The sequence below is a fragment of the Nostoc sp. LEGE 12454 genome (assembly GCF_056620565.1).
The window spans coordinates 137,019-160,630 of sequence record NZ_JBWQXL010000008.1; the positions used below are offsets into that span (position 1 = coordinate 137,019).

Annotated in this window: 25 protein-coding genes; 12 read left to right on the forward strand and 13 right to left on the reverse strand. The window is 40.9% G+C overall.

Annotated features, from left to right (window positions below; genetic code table 11):
- Nucleotides 1-67: 67 nt before the first annotated feature.
- Nucleotides 68-1,978: a M48 family metalloprotease gene (locus AC1F2U_RS11415; RefSeq protein WP_480261239.1), complete on the reverse strand. Its 1,911-nt coding sequence runs from the start codon at nucleotides 1,976-1,978 to the stop codon at nucleotides 68-70.
- A gap of 330 nt (nucleotides 1,979-2,308) precedes the next feature.
- Here AC1F2U_RS11415 and AC1F2U_RS11420 point away from each other — a divergent pair, with 330 nt between their 5' ends.
- Nucleotides 2,309-3,493, forward strand: a complete 1,185-nt coding sequence (locus AC1F2U_RS11420; protein ID WP_194041009.1) for an NAD(P)H-quinone oxidoreductase subunit H — start codon at nucleotides 2,309-2,311, stop codon at nucleotides 3,491-3,493.
- Between the two features lie 394 nt (nucleotides 3,494-3,887).
- On the opposite strand, the gene AC1F2U_RS11425 is transcribed toward AC1F2U_RS11420, so the two are convergent.
- The 3 genes from AC1F2U_RS11425 to AC1F2U_RS11435 all read right to left on the reverse strand — a co-directional run bounded on the left by AC1F2U_RS11425 (nucleotide 3,888) and on the right by AC1F2U_RS11435 (nucleotide 8,159).
- Complete coding sequence (locus AC1F2U_RS11425) at nucleotides 3,888-5,069, reverse strand: catalase family protein (RefSeq protein ID WP_480261240.1); 1,182 nt, start codon at nucleotides 5,067-5,069, stop codon at nucleotides 3,888-3,890.
- Nucleotides 5,070-5,440: 371 nt separating this feature from the next.
- Complete coding sequence (locus AC1F2U_RS11430) at nucleotides 5,441-7,072, reverse strand: peroxidase family protein (protein WP_480261241.1); 1,632 nt, start codon at nucleotides 7,070-7,072, stop codon at nucleotides 5,441-5,443.
- A gap of 79 nt (nucleotides 7,073-7,151) precedes the next feature.
- Nucleotides 7,152-8,159 carry a DUF2235 domain-containing protein gene (locus AC1F2U_RS11435; protein WP_480261242.1) on the reverse strand — a complete coding sequence of 336 codons (1,008 nt, stop codon included), beginning with the start codon at nucleotides 8,157-8,159 and terminating at the stop codon, nucleotides 7,152-7,154.
- A gap of 666 nt (nucleotides 8,160-8,825) precedes the next feature.
- Between AC1F2U_RS11435 and mtnA the strand changes: the two genes are divergently transcribed.
- On the forward strand, nucleotides 8,826-9,905 hold the full coding sequence (mtnA, locus tag AC1F2U_RS11440) for an S-methyl-5-thioribose-1-phosphate isomerase (protein WP_480261243.1): 1,080 nt from the start codon (nucleotides 8,826-8,828) through the stop codon (nucleotides 9,903-9,905).
- A gap of 1,054 nt (nucleotides 9,906-10,959) precedes the next feature.
- On the opposite strand, the gene AC1F2U_RS11445 is transcribed toward mtnA, so the two are convergent.
- Nucleotides 10,960-12,381, reverse strand: coding sequence for an NADP-dependent isocitrate dehydrogenase (locus AC1F2U_RS11445; protein ID WP_480261244.1), 1,422 nt, complete (start codon nucleotides 12,379-12,381; stop codon nucleotides 10,960-10,962).
- 275 nt (nucleotides 12,382-12,656) lie between these two features.
- On the opposite strand from AC1F2U_RS11445, the gene AC1F2U_RS11450 reads away from it, so the two are divergent.
- The 6 genes from AC1F2U_RS11450 (at nucleotide 12,657) to AC1F2U_RS11475 (ending at nucleotide 15,958) form a co-directional block, all read left to right on the forward strand.
- Nucleotides 12,657-13,385, forward strand: coding sequence for a GUN4 N-terminal ARM-like repeat domain-containing protein (locus tag AC1F2U_RS11450; RefSeq protein WP_480261245.1), 729 nt, complete (start codon nucleotides 12,657-12,659; stop codon nucleotides 13,383-13,385).
- A 25-nt stretch (nucleotides 13,386-13,410) separates the two neighbouring features.
- A complete protein-coding gene (locus AC1F2U_RS11455) occupies nucleotides 13,411-13,629 on the forward strand; it encodes a type II toxin-antitoxin system HicB family antitoxin (RefSeq protein ID WP_480261246.1) in 219 nt (72 codons plus the stop codon).
- Nucleotides 13,629-13,748 carry a type II toxin-antitoxin system HicA family toxin gene (locus AC1F2U_RS11460; protein ID WP_480261247.1) on the forward strand — a complete coding sequence of 40 codons (120 nt, stop codon included), beginning with the start codon at nucleotides 13,629-13,631 and terminating at the stop codon, nucleotides 13,746-13,748. Before AC1F2U_RS11455 ends, AC1F2U_RS11460 begins: the two co-directional genes overlap by 1 nt.
- A 29-nt stretch (nucleotides 13,749-13,777) precedes the next feature.
- Complete coding sequence (locus tag AC1F2U_RS11465) at nucleotides 13,778-13,855, forward strand: hypothetical protein (protein ID WP_480261328.1); 78 nt, start codon at nucleotides 13,778-13,780, stop codon at nucleotides 13,853-13,855.
- 52 nt (nucleotides 13,856-13,907) lie between these two features.
- Complete coding sequence (locus tag AC1F2U_RS11470) at nucleotides 13,908-15,068, forward strand: ABC transporter ATP-binding protein (RefSeq protein ID WP_480261248.1); 1,161 nt, start codon at nucleotides 13,908-13,910, stop codon at nucleotides 15,066-15,068.
- 110 nt (nucleotides 15,069-15,178) lie between these two features.
- Nucleotides 15,179-15,958, forward strand: a complete 780-nt coding sequence (locus AC1F2U_RS11475; RefSeq protein ID WP_480261249.1) for a superoxide dismutase — start codon at nucleotides 15,179-15,181, stop codon at nucleotides 15,956-15,958.
- A 110-nt stretch (nucleotides 15,959-16,068) separates the two neighbouring features.
- On the opposite strand, the gene rsmG is transcribed toward AC1F2U_RS11475, so the two are convergent.
- Complete coding sequence (gene rsmG, locus AC1F2U_RS11480) at nucleotides 16,069-16,803, reverse strand: 16S rRNA (guanine(527)-N(7))-methyltransferase RsmG (protein ID WP_480261250.1); 735 nt, start codon at nucleotides 16,801-16,803, stop codon at nucleotides 16,069-16,071.
- 129 nt (nucleotides 16,804-16,932) lie between these two features.
- Complete coding sequence (locus AC1F2U_RS11485) at nucleotides 16,933-17,607, reverse strand: ABC transporter ATP-binding protein (RefSeq protein WP_480261251.1); 675 nt, start codon at nucleotides 17,605-17,607, stop codon at nucleotides 16,933-16,935.
- 308 nt (nucleotides 17,608-17,915) lie between these two features.
- Between AC1F2U_RS11485 and AC1F2U_RS11490 the strand changes: the two genes are divergently transcribed.
- From AC1F2U_RS11490 to AC1F2U_RS11500, 3 genes are all read left to right on the forward strand, one after another.
- Nucleotides 17,916-18,875 carry a Sll0314/Alr1548 family TPR repeat-containing protein gene (locus AC1F2U_RS11490; protein ID WP_480261252.1) on the forward strand — a complete coding sequence of 320 codons (960 nt, stop codon included), beginning with the start codon at nucleotides 17,916-17,918 and terminating at the stop codon, nucleotides 18,873-18,875.
- A 104-nt stretch (nucleotides 18,876-18,979) separates the two neighbouring features.
- Nucleotides 18,980-19,432 carry a DUF3531 family protein gene (locus tag AC1F2U_RS11495; protein ID WP_322673316.1) on the forward strand — a complete coding sequence of 151 codons (453 nt, stop codon included), beginning with the start codon at nucleotides 18,980-18,982 and terminating at the stop codon, nucleotides 19,430-19,432.
- 8 nt (nucleotides 19,433-19,440) lie between these two features.
- Nucleotides 19,441-19,872 carry an NUDIX hydrolase gene (locus tag AC1F2U_RS11500; protein ID WP_480261253.1) on the forward strand — a complete coding sequence of 144 codons (432 nt, stop codon included), beginning with the start codon at nucleotides 19,441-19,443 and terminating at the stop codon, nucleotides 19,870-19,872.
- A 62-nt stretch (nucleotides 19,873-19,934) separates the two neighbouring features.
- Here the strand turns inward: AC1F2U_RS11500 and AC1F2U_RS11505 are convergent, their stop codons facing one another.
- Together AC1F2U_RS11505 and AC1F2U_RS11510 are read right to left on the reverse strand one after the other, a co-directional pair.
- Nucleotides 19,935-20,204, reverse strand: coding sequence for a ParE family toxin-like protein (locus tag AC1F2U_RS11505; RefSeq protein WP_480261254.1), 270 nt, complete (start codon nucleotides 20,202-20,204; stop codon nucleotides 19,935-19,937).
- Nucleotides 20,201-20,419: a hypothetical protein gene (locus AC1F2U_RS11510; protein ID WP_480261255.1), complete on the reverse strand. Its 219-nt coding sequence runs from the start codon at nucleotides 20,417-20,419 to the stop codon at nucleotides 20,201-20,203. Before AC1F2U_RS11510 ends, AC1F2U_RS11505 begins: the two co-directional genes overlap by 4 nt.
- A 225-nt stretch (nucleotides 20,420-20,644) precedes the next feature.
- Between AC1F2U_RS11510 and AC1F2U_RS11515 the strand changes: the two genes are divergently transcribed.
- A complete protein-coding gene (locus AC1F2U_RS11515; RefSeq protein ID WP_480261256.1) occupies nucleotides 20,645-21,112 on the forward strand; it encodes a DUF29 domain-containing protein in 468 nt (155 codons plus the stop codon).
- A gap of 112 nt (nucleotides 21,113-21,224) precedes the next feature.
- On the opposite strand, the gene AC1F2U_RS11520 is transcribed toward AC1F2U_RS11515, so the two are convergent.
- The 4 genes from AC1F2U_RS11520 to AC1F2U_RS11535 all read right to left on the reverse strand — a co-directional run bounded on the left by AC1F2U_RS11520 (nucleotide 21,225) and on the right by AC1F2U_RS11535 (nucleotide 23,592).
- Nucleotides 21,225-21,332 carry a type II toxin-antitoxin system HicA family toxin gene (locus tag AC1F2U_RS11520; RefSeq protein ID WP_480261257.1) on the reverse strand — a complete coding sequence of 36 codons (108 nt, stop codon included), beginning with the start codon at nucleotides 21,330-21,332 and terminating at the stop codon, nucleotides 21,225-21,227.
- Nucleotides 21,329-21,532: a type II toxin-antitoxin system HicB family antitoxin gene (locus tag AC1F2U_RS11525; RefSeq protein WP_480261258.1), complete on the reverse strand. Its 204-nt coding sequence runs from the start codon at nucleotides 21,530-21,532 to the stop codon at nucleotides 21,329-21,331. Before AC1F2U_RS11525 ends, AC1F2U_RS11520 begins: the two co-directional genes overlap by 4 nt.
- A gap of 111 nt (nucleotides 21,533-21,643) precedes the next feature.
- Nucleotides 21,644-22,207 (reverse strand): hypothetical protein, encoded by a 564-nt coding sequence (locus AC1F2U_RS11530; protein WP_480261259.1) that lies wholly within the window; start codon nucleotides 22,205-22,207, stop codon nucleotides 21,644-21,646.
- A complete protein-coding gene (locus tag AC1F2U_RS11535; RefSeq protein ID WP_480261260.1) occupies nucleotides 22,207-23,592 on the reverse strand; it encodes an AAA family ATPase in 1,386 nt (461 codons plus the stop codon). Before AC1F2U_RS11535 ends, AC1F2U_RS11530 begins: the two co-directional genes overlap by 1 nt.
- Nucleotides 23,593-23,612 lie beyond the last annotated feature (20 nt).

Below are 23,612 nucleotides of genomic sequence, written 5' to 3' on the forward strand. Positions count from 1 at the left end.
AAAGAAAATATCATAAACTCAACACTCAGCGTCAGCTTTGGATGTTGAACTTTAAGCATCTGTAGTACTATTTTTTACCTTTTTTTTGGTAAATCATCGAATTTGGTATCCGTTTTAGTTTTTTCTCCATATTTAAATGGTCATTTAAAATAAAAATGAATACATTACCGAGAAATTCGTTTTCCTGTAACAAGCTGTTCACAAGTTTGGAGTGATCTGTTTCATGAATACCTTCTAAAAAGCTCACTTCTCGCTTCAAAGCTAGAACGTAAAATGGTTTTTCAGGAAAAAACTGCATATTTTTTTGCACCAAATAAGCAGTTTTTATATCAGGATGATGAGAAAACTGCTGACGAAGCTTATTTACCTCTATATCTGAGGCATTATGAGATTCAAGTTTATCCTTTTCTCTCACACTGGAACGTTCTTCCTGTGCTTTTAAAATTAATTCATAATAATTTATGGCACGTTCTTGATAAGATTTTGCCTCATTAATTTTTCCTTGTTGTTGAAGAAAATAGCAAATTGTCTGACAACCTTCTATGACTATACTTGAGTCTTGCTCTATTGCCCTTTCAATGTATTCTATTCCGGTTGTATCTTGTTTATTTAATAATATTTGACCTAGTAAATAATTAGCTGAGGCATGGTGAACATCACGATGAATAATTTCTTGTAATAGTGGTATGACCGCTTCTTCACCATCAAACTCAAATGTTAAAAAGGCTCGTTGAGTAGCTTCATTTAAAGTTAGCTGTTGTGTTTTTGCTTTTTGATTTAAATCTTTTAAAGTAGCTATTGATTGTTGAAAATCAGCATATTTTTGCCGCCAAGGTGTTGCTATTTCTTCTCGCCAAGCTTGACTAAAATGTGCGATAAATTTTTCTAACCTATCTCCCAATAATTTTTGAGCAGCACTGATTTCAATTTGTGCAAAGATAGCTAACTCCTGCTGAGGATTGAGGATGTATCCCAAGGCTTTTAGTCTATCTTTCAGGCAAGGATGAGTATCAGCATTATCAGTTTTATTTGTTAAAGCTTCCATTAAATAACTACTTGTTATTTCCTGGTGAAGTCTCTGACTTAAAGCCTGCTGCATAGCCATATAAGTCATTTTTGGTGGTTCGATTTCTGTTTCAACTTGTTTGTAGATGCTAGACCAAAAATATCTTTCTAGAAATCTAGCTTTTACCTCTACATTTATCAAAGCTTCAGCAGCATTTTGCTCTCCAGTTAGCTCAACGGCACATCTATCTGCTTCATATTCATCCATCCGTGCCAACACAAAAGAATAGGCATTAAAAAACGGGCTGTACCATGTCAAAAACCGATCAAAGATTAACGATGATACTTCATTTCCACCTTGTCCGAGTCCTTTAATAATGCGATACCAAGTTAGACGTTGGCGATAAATCCAACCACTAAAACGGCTGTGATTTCCTGATAAATGTCCTAGTTCATGAGCTAATACGGCACGAAATTGGTCGGGTGGAAGTGCTAGCATGAGTGGTAGACCCACAATTAAGTAATTTTGCTGCCATCCCAGCAAACCTAAGCGTGGTCTTTGGACAACTGCTGCATTAAAATCGTTGGTCAGCAAGATGTGATGAAACCGTGGAGCTTGAAGCTTCGATGAAATTTCGTTAGTTAAAGAATAGAGATTGGGTACATCTTTGGGTTGCAGTGGTAAACCTGTAGGTGGGGGAAAAGAAACCCAAAGCGATCGCACTAACACCAATGCAAACGCCAGCAAAAATATAACACCTTTCACAGATGAGGCATTAACTGACTTAGCGTTAAGTATCAAAAAGATAATACCTACCAGCAGAGTCAACGTTATAGCTAAAACCAAAAATATATATGCGTATCCCAAAGTAGCCAAAAAAGCAACGTGCAATTTATAAAGATGCGGTTGTTTGTTAGCAAAAACTTCTAACTTCTGAATTAGCCGATCAAAACGCTCTTGATTGAAAGCCATAAATATGTATCAGCCTCATAAAACTGTAATATAGCTGACACAATATCCCTATAGCTTACGTAGAAACCCAGAAGTCAATAGTTATCATTGAGAAAACGCATCTTCTTTTACCCCGTCCTCCCAGCACCATGAGATAAAAAAATTCGATGCCTTAATTAAGTGCATATCGAGCTTCCATATAATAGTTGAAGAAGTGCAACAAAATTAAACATCAAATCAAATCTCTCTTCCCACAACCCTTACTTTGGCTTGACAAACAAGATAAATTGGGTCTAGTTGGCATCTGCGCGGTTGAATTCAATATTTTCACGAACGGAGAACACGAAATCTATGACCAGACTAGAAACCCGCACTGAACCTATGGTGCTAAACATGGGGCCACACCACCCCTCAATGCACGGGGTTCTGCGGCTAATCATGACTCTGGATGGCGAGGATGTTGTTGACTGTGAACCGGTCATCGGCTATTTGCACCGGGGAATGGAAAAAATTGCTGAGAACCGCACTAATGTTATGTACGTCCCCTACGTTAGTCGGTGGGACTATGCTGCGGGAATGTTCAACGAAGCCGTCACTGTTAACGCCCCAGAGAAGCTTGCAGGTGTTGCTGTCCCCAAACGTGCTAGCTACATCCGCGTCATCATGCTGGAGTTGAACCGCATTGCTAACCACTTGCTGTGGTTTGGCCCCTTCCTAGCTGACGTAGGCGCACAAACTCCCTTCTTCTACCAGTTCCGGGAACGGGAGATGATTTATGATTTGTGGGAAGCTGCCACAGGTTATCGGATGGTGAATAATAACTACTTCCGTGTTGGTGGAGTAGCAGCCGATTTACCTTACGGTTGGGTAGATAAGTGTCTGGAATTTTGCGACTACTTATTACCTAAGGTTGATGAGTACGAACGCTTAGTAACCGATAACCCTATCTTCCGGCGACGTGTTGAGGGTATTGGGACTATCACCCGTGAAGAAGCAATTAACTGGGGACTTTCTGGCCCAATGTTACGCGCATCTGGCGTGCAATGGGATTTGCGGAAAGTTGACCATTATGAATGCTACGACGATTTCGACTGGGATGTGCAGTGGGAAACAGCCGGTGATTGCTTTGCCCGTTATGTGGTGCGGATGCGGGAAATGCGCGAATCTGTGAAGATTATTCGCCAAGCAATTAAAGGACTTCCTGGCGGCCCTTACGAAAATCTGGAAGCGAAGCGTTTAGCCGCAGGTAAAAAATCCGAGTGGGACGCATTTGATTACCAATTCATCGGCAAAAAAGTTTCCCCGACTTTCAAAATGCCTAAAGGTGAAATCTACGCCCGTGTAGAAAGTGGCAAAGGTGAATTAGGAATTTATTTGGTTGGCGATGATAATGTCTTCCCTGCACGTTGGAAGATTCGCGCCGCAGATTTCAACAATCTCCAAATTGTTCCACATTTACTGCGCGGGATGAAGGTTGCAGATATTGTGGTGATTCTTGGCAGTGTTGACGTAATTATGGGGTCTGTGGATAGGTAGAGTAACTATCTATCTCAGTAATTTTTAGAGCAGTTGTATTACAATGCAACTGCTCTATTTTTTTGGTTCTTCAGTAGTTAACTGTGTCACTAATCGATCAAACGCGCTTACCAAACGAATATATAGGACTCATATCTGATTTTTGAACAAGATTTCAGATAAAACCCCGATAAAACGGGCTTTTCAGTCTCAGTATGTTTTCAGAAATCAAATAGTAGTCCTATAGCAATCCTATTTGAGTTGTGAAAAATATAGATTAGAAAACGAACCGCCAAGGACGCCAAGGACGCCAAGTAAAGAAAGAAGAAAGAGAGATATAATTTGCATGAATGATTTAGGACTGCTATATACATTGCTGAAGATTTGCAAACCTGTCATTTTAGTCTAATGAAAGTTAGACAGTTGGTTCTTGGTATTTGACTCCTCGTTTTTGATGACGGTCATTAGCAACGATAGGATAAACAATGCTGCGTAACCGATTGATTGCACCGACCGGACGATGCACTGCTAGACCATTCCCTGGAGAAAAACTGAGATTTTCTGCAAAGTCATTATCTTTGGCAGAATTAACTTTCTGATGCTTAACTGTTAGGCGGCCAACTGTAATGAAGGGTGATTCTTTTTCATTCCAAACAATAGTGGTATCATCAATGGACATTTCTGGGCTAGTTTGGAATTGAATTTGAAAGTCCCAACAATATTCAGCATCAGGCTTTGCTAAAGCTTGAATGATATCATCTCGGTAGTAGTTGTCCTCTGAACCTGAGGCTTTAGCACGCTGAAGCTCACTTTCTGGTCTGGATTCGAGAGGAAGTTGTTGATGAGGTGGTTGACTGGAAACTGGAGTAAATGCATATTTAATCACAACCGGATATTCCACAGGAACTCGACCTGGTTGGGATGGGTCAAAATCAGATTTGAGTCCCAAGGAATACGCTGAAGCACTCCAATAGCGTTCTGTGAGCAAACTTTTGGGAAAACGTTTGAAGCTGGTTTTTAAAAGAGTGGATTCGTAGGGATGCAACTTTAGCCAAAAAAGCACCAATAGCTTAAAAAGCGGAAACAGCCCTGCTCGATAAACCGCTATAAAAAAGCTGTGGAAGTCTTTGATGGTTCTAACAAAAAAGAATTCGGTATTGTGGACAATAATATCTTGGGTTTTTAACTCGTGACTTTGCGGTAGTCTTTCTCCTTCTACCCCGATCGCTTTTACGGACATGGAGCGCGTATCCCCTTCATAATCATTCTTGACTGAAAACGCTCCATTTGCAAATCGTAACCAAACCGGATATTGTTTGGGTTTGGCAAATAAACCTTGTTTTAGGGAAATGGCTTGAAGTTGAGCTTCAGTTAATGAGGTGCGTTTGCTCAATTCCTGTTTGATTGCTGCTTCATCAAAGTCAAAGATTTCTAGAGTACCTTGTACAGCAGCGTTGGTTTTAGAGTGGGTATCTCTCTTTGCAGTTTTTTTCTTTTCACCTCCGTAAAGATTTTCCATGTTCTTTTTGACTAGCTCACTCATGAGAGCGCAATATTTGGCTTCGTCTTTTTCTGGGTATTCGGTAAATAGTTTCATTTTTTTGAAAGCAGAATTAATTAATAAATTGAGTTTGTTCCAAGCTGCGTAGGCGCAGCCCGTCGTAGACATCGCTTGCTTGTTTGCAGTATTATCCAGTCAGCTTCGAGTGACAGAGCCAGAAGAATATTATTAAGAGCGATCGCTCCACCATATAGACAATACGCTTGGCTTTGTGAAAAATTGTAGGTTGGGTGAAGCAAAGTGCAACCCAACAAAGCTATGAAAATCTTGGGTTTCGTTCCTCAACCCAACCTACAAAACTACAAAACTTAAAGTTTTTGGCGCTAACCCAAGCGTATTGCGATACAAGACGCTACGCATAGCTTGCTTAATAGTAGGGGTAAAGCGATCGCACTAAAAGTCAATGTTTATTGAAGGTCAAAACTAACTTTGTACTTTCTGCCTGATGGAGGAACGTTGCGATTAACTAAATCTGAGACTGTGTTGGTATTTTGAATTATTTTCCAACCCACAGGAGAAAAAGTCTTTTCATTGAAAATATTGGGTGATAGTAAAGGATTAGTTAGCGCTTGAGAAAAGGCATCAATCCCAATTAAGCGTGCTACTAGGGAAGGAATAGTTGAATTTTTCCGCCCATCCTCGGCGTAAAGTCCCACAAAGAATTCAATATTATCAACATGACCATATAATTCTTTAAGTTTCTTTTGAACAAATTCATCACCGCTAATTTGCTCAAATCTGGTCACTCTGGGGAAACCACACAATTGACGATAATCGTTGTAGCTTGCTAATTGCAGTTGCCGTCCTAGTTTAATTGCGGGTAATTCGGTTAACTCAACCAATATATCAGGCGTGTTGAATAAACCAATTTTTGTACCTGCTTGGGAACAAGTTTCCTCCATCAATGCTCCCAAACCTTGGTCGATGAACATCTTGTTGTTCCAGAGAGATGCAACAATATGGGTCGGTTTCCCGTTATATTTAAAGGTTTCTGGAATCGCACTATGCCAGCGATAAACAAAGTCAAACTCAATTGCCATGTAATTAGGACGATGCCAACTTTCCTTAGTAAAAGCTTCAGGATCGGCAAACAATTTAAAGTGATAAGGAGTTATGTGGTTAATGTACTCTTCCATAATGATTTTGAGAATAATCGCCATGAGAATATTTCTCGCGGTTTGGAAGAGGCGTTCATCATCCCAATCTGGATAATTGCTTGCTAATTCATCACAAAGACGATTATGCTCTCGGAAACATAGAGTATTGAGCATGACATAGCCAATTTGCACATTTGCTCGTTCTACTCCCATCGCAAACAGATATTGTTTTTTTTCTACGGGCTGTCTTTTTTCATCATTGACAGGTTCATAAAGACCCTCAAATTGATCGTCAACTTTACCCTGCGCTGGATCGGCATAATAAAACAAGGGATATTCTTCTTCTACGCCATCTTGGCGTTTAAGTTTTTGAGATTTTAGTTTACCTCCTTTAAAGCTTCTTAAAAGGTGTGTTTGTTTTCTGGTTAAACCATAAACATTACATAAATCAATCTCATGGTTGGAAGTATTTTTTAATTTATTGTAGTGATCGAGGCGGAGAAAACTATCAGTAAACCACTGCACCCAATAGGGAAACAGCATAGTTGATTTGTTAGAATAAATGGTTTTACCATCTCTTTTACGGAATAAAATAGCCAAGTCTTCAACTTTTGGTAAGTTGCCCTCAGCGTTTAACTTGGGATCGGGTGGTAGATGTCTTCCTGTATAAGTGCGATCGTTGAGTGATTCCCAGGAAGTATAAGCATCAGTTTTCTTAGGAATTTTAGTATCAGGAATATACTCATCCAGAGTCATCATACTGTAGGCATTAGGACGAGTTGGAATTTTGTAGATGAGACTATTGAGCAGAGTTTTGTTAACTTTGCGTTTTATAGATTCGTTACTTTGTAGAAGTTTCCAAATCGGTTTAAAGTTTGTTAAAAGTAATGTTTGAATTTTGTTACCTAAGCCATCTTTAGATGTATCTCTTTTTCCAGTCATAAATTTTTACCTTATTTTTTGCAATTTTGTATTCAATGCACCCTAAATTTATCTGCTGCGATTACCCAATTAATTCAACTTATTTCAGTTTGGAAATAATCTTTTGTAGATTTTTTGGTCGATAGTCCTTGCGACTTTTTAAACGGTAGATCGCACTTTCATGAAGGTCTTCAATGACATCGCTGACCTCACGAAACTTAATTCCTGCTAATTTAAAGAATCCAGCATCGTTCTTAAAATCACATTCATAATTAGGGTTGATGCCTGTCGGAATCACATTTGGATCTAAGTCAAGGCCTAGTTTTAGTTCACCGATGGAATCAATCATCCACTGTAAGGCAGCATCTGATAACCCACTATGTTCTTCCGTTCCACCGCCAACGCAACCGTGTACGCCTGGAAACCACTTTTGAATCACCCGCTGGTTTTCAGCATCAGGATGTTTTTTCATGGGAGTGACATCAAAGATTTCGCGGATTTCGTCAATCGCCATCGCGTGCAATGCATTCTGAACACATTTGTTTAAAGTAGTGTCATGGAATCTGTAACGCGTATTAAGCTGTTTGCTTAACCTACTAAAGGCTGGTATCCCAGGAATACCAAGGGCACCAACGGTGTCAAAACAACCGAGTAAGGTTATGGGGACGCGATCGCCGTAAGTTTGACGGTATTCTGCTGCTGTCTTATCCTTGGGTTTAATACCCCGGTTACGGTAAAGCTCGTAAGCTTCATGTGCTTTGGTGACATGAGGGCGATCTAAAAGACCAGAGCAATAGATCATCCCCGCTAAACTTCTAACTGTGTAAGCACCACGACTAAAGCCGAACAGATAGATTTCGTCACCAGGAACATAATTGAGACTAAGAAATCGGTAGCCATCTTCTATATTTCTATCAATTCCTATTCCGGTAGCTCCCCCTAAAACCTTTTGACCCTCGGTTCCAATGCCCTCGTCATAAAATATGATTTGTGTAACCCCATCACTGGCGATCGGTTTCACCGATTGAGCTAGTTTAACTACATTGCTTGGGTAAGGACTTGTTAACTGTTGCCAAGTTCCATCACAGCAAATGACAAGACGTTTCATAGTTATATTTCAAAGCCTTTAAGTAATTAGTTCAATTTTTTATCAAAGTGTGGGTTCGCTATAAAGCCAGGCCAAAGGCATTTAATATATCAACACATATTTAGTTTGATAAATGCTTTAGCAAACACTGCTTTAAATTAACATCGACATCCTCTCACTTTCGTAATGACAATGCAAGGACAGTTAAGACAGTTAAGCAGAAAATAAATTAAATTTTAAGTAGAAGAAGATTTATTAAGGCTTAAGGCGATCGCGGCGTCAATTGATGAAAAATTCTGGCGATCGCGACATTACTAGTAAGTAGGCGGGAAAACTAATCGTTATGTAACGAAAAGTTAAACATAGCAATTGTAGTTAAGTTGGACACGTTCTTTACTGTAGTCTCTTGTTTACTCTCTAGGTTGAACACCATCAGTTACGGCATAGAAATGTTCTAGCTCATCGTCAAAAGTTTTCCTGATAATCATCTTTTTTCAGGTGTTGTCATTCCAATTCCATCGGATACGGTTCTGGAAGCAAGCTACATTTGCGAACAATATTGGAGTAAAAATAAAATCCGATCGCAAAAATTTCTTTTGTTAAATACTGAAGTAAAGCTAAGATATTTCTGGCAAATCTGTTGCATCATTTAAGTATTGAATGCCCATCTACTAACTACCTTTTTTTATGACACCTTCGACAAACCAGGTTTATCCCGTTATTTGGCACAACGACTCAGTGTCACTAATTGACCAAACTCGCTTACCCAACGAATATACATTTGTGGAAATTCACCGCAGTGAAGATATGGCGCGGGCGATTAAAACTATGATTGTGCGAGGTGCGCCAGCAATTGGTGTGGCTGCGGCTTATGGAATGTATCTTGGTGCAAGGGAAATTAAAACAAGCGATCGCCACGAATTTCTGCAACACTTAGATAAAGTAGCCCAGTTGTTGCGTTCGACTCGTCCGACGGCGGTAAATTTATTTTGGGCAATCAGCCGGATGCTGAAAGCCGCCTACGAAACGCTGGGAACAGTAGAAGAGATTAAGCAAACCCTTTTCCAAACAGCCCAAGCGATTAATACTGAGGATTTACAAACCTGTCAGGCGATTGGCGACAATGGTTTGGCAGTCTTGCCCACTACCCCAGGAAAGCTGAGGCTGCTTACCCACTGTAACGCTGGGGCATTAGCTACAGCTGGTTATGGCACAGCCTTGGGGGTTGTGCGTTCTGCATGGAGGGAAGGACGTTTAGAACGTTTATTTGCCGACGAAACCCGTCCCCGTTTGCAAGGCGCAAAACTCACCACTTGGGAATGCGTGCAAGAAGGTATTCCAGTGACATTAATTACTGATAATATGGCAGCCCATTGCATGAAACAGGGTTTGATTCATGCTGTAGTTGTGGGTGCCGATCGCATTGCTGCTAATGGTGACACTGCTAATAAAATTGGTACATATAGTGTTGCGATCGCAGCTAAAGCACATAATATCCCCTTCTTTGTAGCTGCACCCCTTTCCACTGTTGATTTTGAATTAGCCGATGGCAGCCAAATTCCCATTGAAGAACGCGAACCAACAGAAATTTATCAAGTTGGCGATACCATTCTCACACCTGTGGGTGTAGATTTTTACAACCCAGCTTTTGATGTGACTCCGGCAGAGTTGATTACAGCCATCATTACAGAGAATGGAGCGATCGCACCTGATAAATTAGCGAAATCACAGTTAAAGCAATTATCGGTTGGGTTAAATCCGAATTAATGGAGAACTTGCGCCAAGTTCTCGATAACCCCAAATCCGAATAACGGAAACTTCATAGGGGATTGCCCCAAAAAAATCTCCGACTTTTTAGAAAAGCCGGAGACTTTGTTTTTTGACTACTTTAAAATCTGACGCAATACGGTTCGGTTAAGGCAAGAGACGCGATAAATCGCCGTCTCTACAAAGGACTGATTCTTGTAAAGACGGCGATTTATCGCGTCTTTGGGATTAGCGGCGTGTCATCAAAAAATCTTATCTGAACCGTATTGAAATCTGACGGCTCAAAATTTCTCAGCAATTTTGTCAATAATTTTATCTAAACTTCATATTTTGACTAAATTCAATAAGCAAAATCCGCAATTACTTTCTCAAAATAAGCTTTGACTTACTCAAACCCCAGTTTGCTTTCTCATTTTGGTGTTTTCCGCAAGTAAAATAAGCTTTTACTTACTCAAACCCCAGTTTGCTTTCTCATTTTGGTGTTTTCCGCAAGTAAAAGGAGCTTTGACTTACTCAAAATGCCATTTGACTTACTCATTTCGGTGTTTTCCGCAAGTAAAATAAGCTTTTGCTTTCTCAAAATGCCATTTGACTTACTCAAACCCCAGTTTGCTTTCTGATTTTGGTGTTTTTTGCAAATAAAATGCTATTTCGTTTTTTTAAAATGGTTGATTTATCAGAGGATGTCTGAGAAGTATTAAATATTTGTCGATCCCCTCTAACCCTCCTTAATCCCCCCTTGTAAAGGCTACGGTGTACACACAAGTCAGATCCAGTTTTAGTTTTATCCCAATACGCTTGGATAAGCCAGAAAGCCCTCATGTAGAGACGCGATTTATTGCGTCTGAAAAACTAACACGTTAGAGACGCGATAAATCGCCGTCTCTACAAAGAATGGACTCGTCAATTATTCCAATACAGACTACTATTTCCGATTTGTGTGTACACTGTAGCTTGTAAAGGGGGGAAACAAGAAATCTAGTTCCCTCCCCAATACATACGGGGAGGGTTAGGATGGGGTAATTCGACTTGTGACTAATTAACCCTAATAGAATTAACCAAAATGTTGAATAATTGCTTCGGCAAATTCAGAACATTTTAAGGGTTCAACTGGTGGTTCTAGCAACCGGGCTAAATCGTAAGTCACCTGACTACTGGCGATCGCATCGCTTAAACCTTTCTTAACTAGGTCTGCGGCTTCTTGCCAACCCATAAATTCCAGCATCATCACACCAGACAAAATCACTGAACCAGGATTAATCCGATCTAAGCCGGCGTGTTTGGGTGCAGTGCCGTGGGTAGCCTCAAATATTGCACTAGAATCACCAATATTTGCCCCTGGCCCCATTCCCAATCCTCCAACAATCGCAGCGGCGGCATCAGATAAATAATCGCCGTTCAAGTTCATCGTCGCCAAAATCGAATACTCATCCGGTCTGGTTTGGATTTGTTGAAAAATACTATCAGCAATCCGGTCATTCACCAAAACTTTCTCTTTCCATTTACCATCGCCGTGGCTTGCCCAGATTGAGTTAAGAACAGTTTCAACTTCCTTGACAATTTGCGCTTTCTTCTCTTCGGTGAGACTATCAAACCCAGGATCGATCTCGTGGGCGTTTTCTTCTAAGGAAATATTCGGATTTTTCTCCTTGTTACTCAAAATCCAAGATTCCCGTTCGGTGACAGTTTCTTGGCGAAATTCGCTGGTTGCTAGTTCATAACCCCAATCGCGGAAAGCCCCTTCGGTGTACTTCATGATGTTGCCTTTATGCACCAAAGTCACTTGTTGCTTGTGTTTGGGCAATAGCAAGGCGTGTTTGATGGCACGTCTAACTAGGCGTTGGGAACCAGTTTTGCTGATGGGTTTGATGCCAATACCAGAATCAAGAGGAATGCGTTTTTTCCCGTGTTCTGGGGTGGCGGGGATCAGTTCTTCATTGAGAATTTTAATTAAGCGATCGCCGATTTCGCTACCTTGTCGCCACTCAATGCCTAAATAAATATCTTCTGTATTTTCCCGATAAACAATTACATCCAGCTTTTCGGGATTTTTGTGTGGTGAGGGCGTACCTGCATAGTAACGGCAAGGACGCACGCAAGCATACAAGTCAAAAATTTGCCGTAATGCCACATTTAAAGAACGAATCCCTCCCCCAATGGGAGTAGTCAAAGGCCCTTTAATCGCTACACCATATTCTTCAATTGCTGTTAGAGTGTCTTGAGGTAAATACTGGTAAGTTCCGTATAAATCACAAGCTTCGTCCCCAGCGTAAACCTTAAACCAACTAATTTGACGCTGACCCTTATATGCTTTGGCTACCGCAGCATCTAGCACCTTTTGCGTAGCAGGCCAGATATCTATACCTGTGCCGTCGCCACGAATAAAGGGGATAATTGGATTGTCCGGTACGATTGGTTCACCATTTTTGAAGGTGATTTTTGCTCCGGCTGCGGGGGGGGTAATCTTTTCGTACATCGTTCACACACTCCTAATCGATACGCTGCTATTCAAAAAATCTTATGTAGCAGGCTTGTATATTTTGCTATGTCTTTTGTTCGCCAAGCCATAAGGCACAGATTTTCCCCCTATTCCCCTTGTACATTATTTGGGGATTAAGTGTGAGATTTCAGTGAAGCGATCGCAATTTTGTACGATCAAAAATAGTAAACTACTTTTCGCTATCAGTGTTTCACTTTAGAGAATGCCCGATAGCTTACCGCTCTTTCACTGACCGTTAACACAAGAATGGCATGACAGACCCAATGATTTTATCAGGCCCTGCAAATGACATCGACTCCCTCCGACAACCGTTAATCGCTGGGTCTGAAAAAGTCCAACAACAGATAATCCCACAGTTAGCTGAGTTGGGTAATGAGGGATTAGACGTGTTGATGGAATTTTTACTGAAACGACGTGAAAACCCAGCGACTTGGGTTGATGGCAAAGCTTACCAAGTCCTATACAACTCTGATGCACCTCAAGCCAAAGAATTTCTGCGCTCTTCTTTTCCTGAGGGAATTGTACCTCTAAAATCAGAGTGCGGGATTAATTACAATTCTTTGCAACAGCTACTTGCTGTTCAAGACTTCCAAGCAGCCGATCGCGTCACCATCGAAAAAATGTGCGAACTATCAGGGCCAACGGCTGTACAACGAAAATGGTTGTACTTTACTGAGGTAGAAAATACCTCGGCTGTTGACTTGCAAACCATTAACAACCTTTGGTTAGTCCACTCAGAAGGGAAATTTGGCTTTTCAGTGCAGCGAGAAATCTGGTTAAGTTTGGGTAAAAACTGGGAGAATTTCTGGCCGAAAATTGGCTGGAAAGCAGGTAATACCTGGACGCGATACCCTAACGAGTTTACTTGGGATTTGAATGCGCCTAGAGGTCACTTACCTCTTTCTAATCAACTTCGGGGAGTACGAGTTTTTGCTTCTTTACTTTCTCACCCTGCTTGGTTGAAGAATCCAGAAAAATGATTTTGAGCCTACGTACAAATAAATTATGATTAATCCCACGAACCGAGAATTCTACGTCATCATTGAACGAGATGAAGATGGCTACTATGTCGGAGAAGTTCCTCAGCTAAAAGCCTGTTACAGTCAGGGAGAAACAATTGATGAGTTGATGGTTAATATGAAAGAAGTAATTGAACTTTGTTTAGAAACAAAAAGTGATGAACAAATACCGGAATTTATAGGTATTCAAAAGGTAGTAATTTAATGCCAAACTTACCAGCTTTAACAGGTAAAACAGTTATTCACGCTCTTGAACAAATAGGATTTCAGGCGGTGCGTCAAAAAGGCTCTCATGTACAAATGGAACATGAGATGGACGCTTAGTAACTATTCCTGTTCATGCTGGCAAAACAATAGCTAAAGGATTACTACGCAAAATACTACGCGATGCTGAACTGACGAAGGAAGAGTTGATAGCATTGCTTGAATGATAGAGTTAGGAAGTTTTCTACCAATTCCAAATGCACAATCTCAAATTAGATAATGGCAAATGTTCGTCTAGAAGATATTAAGCGTAGATTCAATAACGTTACCGCTATTGAGGATATTACCTTTGAAATTCCTAATGGCGAATTTTGGGTTTTAGTCGGGCCATCGGGTTGTGGTAAGTCTACAATTTTGCGAACGATCGCAGGTTTAGAAACCGCTACATCTGGCCAACTCTTTATTGGCGATCGCTTGGTAAATAATATCCCAGCCAGACAACGAGATGTGGCGATGGTGTTTCAAAACTACGCTCTCTATCCTCACATGAGTGTGGCGCAAAACATCGGCTTTGGCTTAGAAATGCGGAAGGTTGACCGAAAAATCATTCAAGAACGAGTGATGAATGTGGCGCGATCGCTTTCTCTGGATCACTTGCTGGATCGCAAGCCCAAACAACTTTCCGGTGGACAGCAACAACGGGTAGCATTAGGGAGAGCGATCGCTCGTGAACCCCAAGTATTTTTACTCGATGAACCTTTATCTAATTTAGATGCCCAATTGCGCGATGATACCAGGGCTGAATTAAAACAGCTACATCAACAATTAGGCATTACAACTATTTACGTCACCCACGATCAAGTTGAAGCCATGACTTTAGCTGATAAAATTGTCGTGCTAAATCGCGGACGGATTCAACAAATCGGCGATCCGCAAACTATTTATGCAAATCCTGCTAATCAGATGGTGGCAACTTTTTTAGGTAGCCCACCAATGAATATTTTGCCTGCAATCTATGAAAGTAATGGTTTTGATGTGAGTGGGCAGTTATTAGCAATTCCAGCAGTTGTGAAAAAATTACAGTTGCGTCAGGGACACAGTTATGATTTGGGGATTCGTCCAGAGCATATTTTTATTAACGAACCGCCCTCCGGGTTCACAGTCGCCTACAGCGCTGATTCACCAAGTCGCCTTGGCGCAGCCTCTCGTAGAGAAGAGCGCCAAGAAGTAAATGAGGGTCAGCTGATTGTGGAAGTTAAGGTGGTGGAGCCTTTGGGAAGGGAAACTTTGATTCGTGCTGGCTTACCTGGTTCGGCGGTGATGTTGAATATTCAGGTAGGCTCTGATGTGCGTCTTCGTCCAGGCGATCGCCTTTCTCTAGAGATCGATTTAAATCAGTTGTTTGTATTCGATCCCAAAACTGGGGACAGAATCTTATAAAGAGTTTCTTAAACTGCCAAAAATAATCGCTAAATTCTAATTTTTTGTAGCCAGAATCTAAGAAAATAAAAACTGCAATAGAGACTTCATGATTAGCTGCCAAAACTTATATGACTATTAATCGTCGCCATTTCTTGTTTTTACTCACAGCAGGTGCTGGTACTTTTGCATTAGATGCTTGTGCATTGGCAGAGAAATCTCCTAATGGAAATACTGCAACACCAAATACAACAGCAAATACAGCACCCAATATAACAGCAAATACAACAGGTGCTATCCAACTACCGCCTTTACCTTATGCCTACGAAGCACTGGAACCACATATCGATGCCAAAACGATGCAATTTCACCACGATAAACATCATGCAACTTATGTGAAAAACCTGAATGCAGCCTTAGAAAAACATCCAGAACTCAAAGGTAAAACTGTTGAAGAACTGTTGCAAAAACTTGATAATGTGCCACAAGATATTCGTAGAACAGTACGCAATAATGGCGGTGGTCATGTGAACCACTCAATGTTCTGGCAAATTATGAAGCCAAAAGGTGGGGGAGAACCAACAGGAAATATCGCCTCCGCAATTAATCAAAGTTTTGGTTCTTTTGCAGCGTTCAAAAAACAGTTTAACGAAGCTGGTGCTGGTCGTTTTGGTAGTGGTTGGGTTTGGCTAGTACGTAACAAAGGTGGCAAGTTAGAAGTGACAACTACAGCTAACCAAGATACTCCCTTAAGTGCAGGTAAATATCCCATCCTGGGTAATGATGTATGGGAACATGCATATTATCTCAATTACCAGAATCGCCGCGCTGATTATTTAGATGCTTGGTGGAACGTGGTTAATTGGGATGAGATTAACAAGCGGTTTGCAACAGCAAGTAAATTAGCTTAAGCATTGGGATAAATGGATAGATAGAAAAATAAAAAAATTATCTTCCACTTATCAAAATAATTCGTAGTTACAATCAGGCGGATATGGTACTCTTTCTAATTACGAATTAGTCAAAGAGGCTTTTGAGTAGGTACACCAATAGCACGAGGAAACTCAACCGGTGTGATAGCTACCTTACGCAAATAAACACAGTGCCGGATGCTGTGACTCAAGGGTGTTGTAAATTGTTCGATTGATTCAATAACTCCACCTAACAGGTTCACAGCATTCTTTAAAGCAGCTGTTTCATCCTCTGTCCAATTACCGCGATAAATTATAGCTAAACCTCCCTGTTTGAGCAGTGGTAGGGTATATTCTGCACAGACAGAGGCTGCCCCTACAGCACGGATCAATGCAATATCATAAGCTAGTCGATGTTGGCGGTGCTGACCTATTTCTTCAGCCCTACCAACAAGAGTTTTGGCATTGGTCAGGGCTAGTTCAGTTAATATATTGTCGAGAAAAGTAATTTTTTTCCGAGTGGAATCGAGAAGAGTAATTGTGCAATTAGGTACAGTAATTGTCACTGGAATACCTGGAAAACCTGCACCTGTACCAATATCGATGATACTAGGGGAAGTAGGGGAGAAATTTGCTGATAACAGAGGTGCAATTCCTCGCAGAGAATCCCAGAGATGTTTTTCCCAAAACTCTTGGGGTTCAACGATCCGAGTTAAATTTTGTTGGCGATTACCTTCTAGGATTAACTCATAAAGCTTTTGAAATTGCGCTTGTTGTTGAAGAGTTGGTTGCCAATTGAGAGTTTTCTGCCAGATTTCTGCCATCTCAGGCAATAGGTTTGTCATTTGTCATTTGTCATTTGTCATTTGTCATTTGTCATTTGTCATGGGCCATAAGAGGAAGAGGTGCAAAGGAGAAAAACTGATTGCAACTTCTCCTCTGCTCCCCTGCTCCTCTGCTCCTCTGCTCTTTTCTTACACAATTGGTAAAGGTTCTTTAACTTTGGATTCTAGTGTCTTTGGGTCTACTGATTCTAGTTCGCCGTGGTTGAGTGTCCAGCAACGGTCTGCGATCGCTAACAGATCCCCAGCATCGTGTGTCACAATTAACAATGTCCAATCTTGTTTGAGTTTCGCTAATAAATTTACCAGTTGCCGACGCATTGACCAATCTAAACCAGCTGTGGGTTCATCCAATAACAGCAAATTTGGCTGGCGAATTAATTGGACTGCCAAAGCTAAACGTCGTTGCTGACCACCACTCAAAGCATAAGGGGCAGATGAAAGCGATAAATGCTCTAATCCCACTTCACTGAGCGCCTGTCTGACTCGTTCTGACCCTAACTCAGGATGTCCTAAACGCAATTCTTCTAAAATCGAACCACCGCAAAAGTGCCGCTCTGGAAACTGAAATACTAACCCAGCTAATTGTTGTAGCTGTTCGGCTATCAGTTCTTGTTCCCGCCAGAAGAGAGCGCCAGTAGTGGGTTCGGCTAGTCCTGACAAAATTTCTAGTAAGGTACTTTTACCCGAACCACTCGGGCCAATAATCAGACCTAGCTGCTGGGGTGCTAATTCTAAATTGATCGATTTGAGAATCGCTGTTGGGCACGCTGTGGGATGATAATTTACATTTCGGAGATAAAGCATTTGTTAAGATTACCAAAAAGTCAGCAAATTACTGATTAGCTACACTGAGAGTGTCTGGAAAATTCTAGAAAAAAATTTACAGCGCATTACCTGGATTAACACCTTAATTTAGCAGCAAGAATTATCCACTTTTTCTCCATTGTGGCAGACTAAGCCTGAAATAACGGCTAGAGCAAGCCTGGAAATATGGAAAGATTACCAATATATAAGAAAATTTTGGTTGAAGCAAAGGCAAGTTGAAATTAACCATTTTTGCATTCTAAGTAACACATACAACTATTTCAACCGCAATTATTCTGAGGGTTAAAATGACTAAAAGGTTTTCTTTGCCTCAATTAGTAGCGTCTGCTCAACTCATTACCTTTGCTCAGACTGCTTTTGCAGCTGCGATCGCCTTTGGCGTTGCCCCTTGGGCAATCGCACTTAATCTGTGGGTAAATCCCTCTCTGGCTGGCGATCCGTTTCGCAAGAGCGAACCTCATCAAATTGGCGACCAAACAGAAGCGGCTTTTAAAGCAATTTTCCAACAGGGCAACTATCCAGCAGCACAGCGTTATCTGGAACAAGCACTATCCAAAGAGCCAAATGAACCTTTAGCTTATGCCATGAGCGCATCTTTAGCATACGGAAATAAGGATTGGGCTAAACTAGATACCTACAGCCAAAAAACTCTAGAAGCTGGACAAAAACTGATTTCTAGCGATCCATTACGTGGTAATTTATACATTGCTGTTGGTCATTTTTTAGAAGGTGCAGTAGTTATCACCCGTGAGGGTACAGTCAACGGTGTGCCGCAAGCCTTTAGTCGGTTGCGGCAAGTTTATGAATATTTAGACAAAGCCGAAGCAATTTCTGCCAACGATCCAGAACTGAATTTAATCAAGGGTTATATGGATTTATTGTTGGCGGTTAATTTGCCTTTTGCTAGCCCAGATCAGGCAATTGGACGCTTAGAACAAAATGCTGCTCCTGGGTATTTAGTAGATCGGGGTATTGCTCTTGCTTACCGGGATTTAAAACGGTATCCACAGGCGCTAGAGTATGTCAACCGCGCGATCAAAACGACATCCGATAATCCAGAAATTTATTATCTTAAAGCCCAAATACTGAAACAACTGGGGCAAAGAGAAAAAAGCCAGCAGATGATCCAGGAAGCGATCGCTAATTTTGACAAAGCATTGACTAAAAAATCTCAACTCCCAGGCGATTTAGTCAAACAAATTGAGCGCGAACGCAGAAGTGCTGTTAGCCTTAATAATCCTGGGTAATTGGGCATTGGCGATTAAGTTTTTTTCTATCCCCTATGCCCCATTCCCCATGCCCTACTTTGATATGCTTATTTGCAGAAGAGTAATTGAGATACTAGACCAACATGGAGATTCAGTTCCGCGAAATCAATCCTTTTGATGTGTGGATTTGGCTAAAATTCAGCACAAATCCTTCTGCGCGTGAAAAACAGTATGTAGAAGAAGTTTTCAATTCCTGGTTTTATCTAGGTAAATTGGGTGCATTTAATGCAGAAAATCTCCAGGTGCAGGACACTGGACTCGATATCAGCTATATGAATTATGATGAACAAGGCTATGACAAAAGCCTGCTAGCACTGATGCACAACATTGGTGAGTTTGAATATGAGGGGCAGTGGGGACGTTGTTGGTTTGACTTAGGAACCAGTGATGCGATCGCATTGGATATTTTAATCAACGCTCTCACGCAGCTAAGTCAGGAATATGTCACCATTGAAGAATTATACATCGGTGGTGAAAATCCAGATTGGCCTATTGAGGATAGCGAAAGTCGTCCTCAGTCTATTTATGATAATTAGTTACAAAAATGAATAAAGCTGGTGAAATTCGGGTAATAGCCTTGGGGTTAATTCGAAATGGCGAGCGCATATTTCTTTCTGAAGGCTACGATCCCGTAAAACAAGAAACATTTTATCGGGCTTTAGGCGGTGGTGTTGATTTTGGTGAAACCAGCCACGCCGCCTTAGAACGAGAGTTTCAAGAGGAAATTCAGGCAGACTTAACGAATATTAAATATCTTGGTTGTATAGAGAACCTGTTTACATTTAATGGTAGGCAAGGTCATGAAATTATTCAGCTTTATCAATGCGATTTTGTTGATTCCAAATTTTATCAACTGGAAAGTTTAGTTTTTTCAGAATCGCCACATCATAAACATAGAGCTTTATGGATAGATATATCTCGCTTGAAATCTGGGGAGTTACGATTAGTACCTGAAGTATTTTTTGAATATTTATAAATCATCTTCACGGTAAGCGCTCATCTTTTGATCAAAATGGAGTATGCGATCGCACTGTATCGCTACAACTGAGAGAGCAACTTATTATACTCTGCGTGTGAACCAAGCCAAAACCAAATAACAGTATCTCCATCTAACTGTCCAACCGCTCGATAATTTTTGCTAATCCGTGCTGAATAAATCGGTAGTTCTGGATGTACTTTTTTGAAGCGCAAGCTTGGATGGCTCGGATCTTGTTTGAAGAGGCGGTATGCCTCACGCGTTTGCTCTTGAGCTTGCTCAGGTAGATCGCCAAAGCCTTGACGAAACTGAACGGTTATACGTGATTTCACAATGTATCTGGGTCTAACTCTTGGGTTTTACCTGCACGGTATTCAGCCATTGCCTCGGCTGCAAGTTTGGCAAGTATGTCTGGAGAACGGGCAAAAGTTTCATCCCAATGGCGTTCATCTTCTAGTTCTTCTAAAATCATCGCCGCGATCGCATCTTGTTCATTGGCAGACAAATTTTTTAGTTTGGCGATCGCTTGTTCAAGTAGCTCTGTCATAGCTGTTAATCTTTACGAAAGTCATACTATAAATTATCTCTGCTTGCACTCTGTAGGGGTGGTTAGGGTGCGATCGCTCCATAGCCGAAGTAGTAGGCTTTGAATACGAGCAAGCAATCTCTCTCAATAGCACTAAGAGAGTTTGAGACAGTTCTACAATAAAAGCAAAGACGTTGAGGTTGAACTAACCTAATGGGTGTACCTGAAACAAACCCAAAGATAACAATGCTTTCACCAAGCCTCTACGAAACTGATTTTTACGCTTGGACACAGGAACAAGTAACTTTACTTCGTAATGAGCAGTGGAGTCAGATTGATCTGCAAAATCTGATTGAGGAGATTCAATCTTTGGGTAAACAGCAACGTCAAGAACTACGAAACCATCTGAGTGTGTTGATTGGACATTTACTAAAATGGCAGTACCAGTCAGGGCGTCGTAGCCGTAGCTGGTTAGCAACAGTTCGTATTCAACGCTTAGATATTGCTGAACTGCTCGAAGATAATCCTAGCCTAAAGCCCTACCTTGAAAAAGCACTTCGCAAAGCCTACCTTAAAGGTGTCGAATTGGCTATTGGAGAAACAGATTTGCCCAAGCGTACTTTTCCGGTAGAGTGTCCTTACAGTTTGTCAGAGATTGTGGATTATGATTTTTACCCTGGTGAACCAAGCAAGTTAGTGGATGAATCAGAGTAGTAATTTGAAATTAAAGTAAATCTTTCTCAGATAGCTGGGCTATTTTCATCAAGGCTTTCAAGGTTCCAACTTTCAAATCTTGATTGCGGTGAACAGGAATTGACAGGATTTTTTATAGTTCGGGGTTTTCATAAATATGATGACTGCCAGTAATTCTTTGCAAAACCCAACCTTTTTGCTCCACAATTTTACAAAGTTGCTTGCCACAAATCGATTTCATACAGCAATTTCAACAACTCGATCTGTTGACTCAATTGCATTACGACTGTTGGCAACTTCAAGCCAACCTTCAATAGCATCTTTTAAATTAGCCATTACCTCTTCTATAGTGTCTCCTTCGGTAATACAACCAGGAAGCGCGGAAACCTCTGCCCAATAGCCACCTTCTTCTGCTGGATGAATGATTGCTCTGATTTTCATAAACTTGTTGAGCTAGTTTGTGAGAATATGTTAATAACCATAACGATTTCCTCTTAACTCCGGCTACTCAAACTAGTTTGGTCAAATCAGAAAAGTCCTTATCCAATGTTCTTATCTTTGACCTTGGACTAAATCATTAAATTGAAAAGACGAGCCGCTTTTCTTTAGGATCTTTATATTTGAGATAGAGTCATGAGTAGGGTCAATGCGTGTTATCTTTTTGGGTATTTTGATGTTCTTAATGCTGACGAAACGACATTCATAATCCTTGAGAAAATTTTGCTCCTTCCAAAAGGATTGACCAATTTCCCGACAGTAGGCAACAAAACACTGCGCTCCTTTAAGTTGTTCAATAATTTCTGTGTGCGATCCTCCTTTCCCTGCCTTCATCTCAATACAGAGGATGACTTTTTTCTTACCAGTATCAGTAACAATGACAAAATCCGCACGTTTGCATTCACCACGGTTTCCTTTAAAAACTGTATCCGGCGACTTAAATTTATCTGCATTGATGATTATGACCTCATCATCATCAGGCATCCCATAAATAGTTACATCGTAATTGGCGGGTGGAGGCTCTCTGAGTGTTACCTTATTTTTGCCATAGCGATCATTTTCCAATGCTACTGTAGCGGTTTCGTTGATCATTTCTTTGAGGATAGCAATATCAGACATTACTCCTCACCCCAGACAATCGCTTCCTGAATCCGGTTCATCGTTTCAATGGTTGTATCAAAACTGCGAGCTTCAATACCCAGTTCTGGGTCGATATTTGCTGGTGTCAGGGTCTGGCATCTAGTTCTTCTCTTTTTGCCCTCTAATATTATCGATGCAACTTGGGCGATATAGACTTTGATTTTTTCAGGAGAGATCAGTTCCTCTTGCCGATAACCTTCTTCTTCAGCAATTTGCTTGAGATGAGGTTTATCGTGATTTAGCATGATCAGTGTATTTAGTTCTTTGATAATGTAATCACTTTGGGTTGTGATAAAAACCTTAATGCCGAGGTTTACCAGTTGGGCAAATAGCCGTGCGATACGGCGCTGGTTATCGGGGTGTAGGTTCATCTCAGGTTCATCCACTATCAGCAAATCACCAACCTGGGCTTCATGTCTCAAATAAAAGCCGATATGTAGTAGAGAACGCACGGCGCTAGAACTTTCATCGATAGAAAGCTTTATCCGTTGACCCTTTGGCTCATAATAAAGTTCATCATTACGGGTGACTGTATATTTACCACCAATGATGTCGGCGAAATCAGCTAGTACATCAGGATGGTTCTCAGCAATGAAACTGCTTTTTTGGAAAATTGTCTCAAACTCCCGCGTAAAATCCACATTTTTTTCTACTGGGAGCGGATAATCCTGGTATACCTTAAATAAAAGCTCTCTTGGATTGATATTTTTATCAGCCTGACCCATTTCTTCAAGCAAGCGATTACGGGCAAAATTCAACTCTTTGCGAAAAATGGCAGCACCAGTTCGTTCTGCACTAGCGATAAAAGGGTTAGGAAGAAACTGATCAAAAATAATATCTTTTAGTGCGTCGGCAATGATGCGCTTAAGGATGTCGCGGGGGATTTTTACCTTTTCTTTCTCAACAAGCAAAGTTACAACTAATTCTTTGCTTCCTTCGCTTTTGGTAATGGAGAAAAGTGATGCCTCGCCAGAGCCAATTTCCCGATTAAATCTGGCTGCTAAACTAATATTTTGGATGTCTAGACTTACCTGAAAGTCTGTTGTTTTAAATCGTTCTGCCGGTGCTGCAAAAATCTTCGGTAATTCTTGGGTATATGCCTGACAACCTTCATTCACAATCTGGTCGGATTTTTTAATATAGTCTTGTATATCAAGACGAATTACGCCGTTCGCAAGGAGCTGCTTAATCTTATCGGCGTTGATTTGGATCGTAAATATTCGTCGCCAAGTAGACAAAAAGCCAAACAACGCATAAGTAGCGTAGGTCTTGCCCGTATTATTGTAGCCACAAATTATTGTCAGGTCGCCAAGTGTGAATTCGGCTTGCTTTAAAGCACCAAGATTTTTGACTTTAATTTTCATTGCCGTATTCTTTTAGCAAT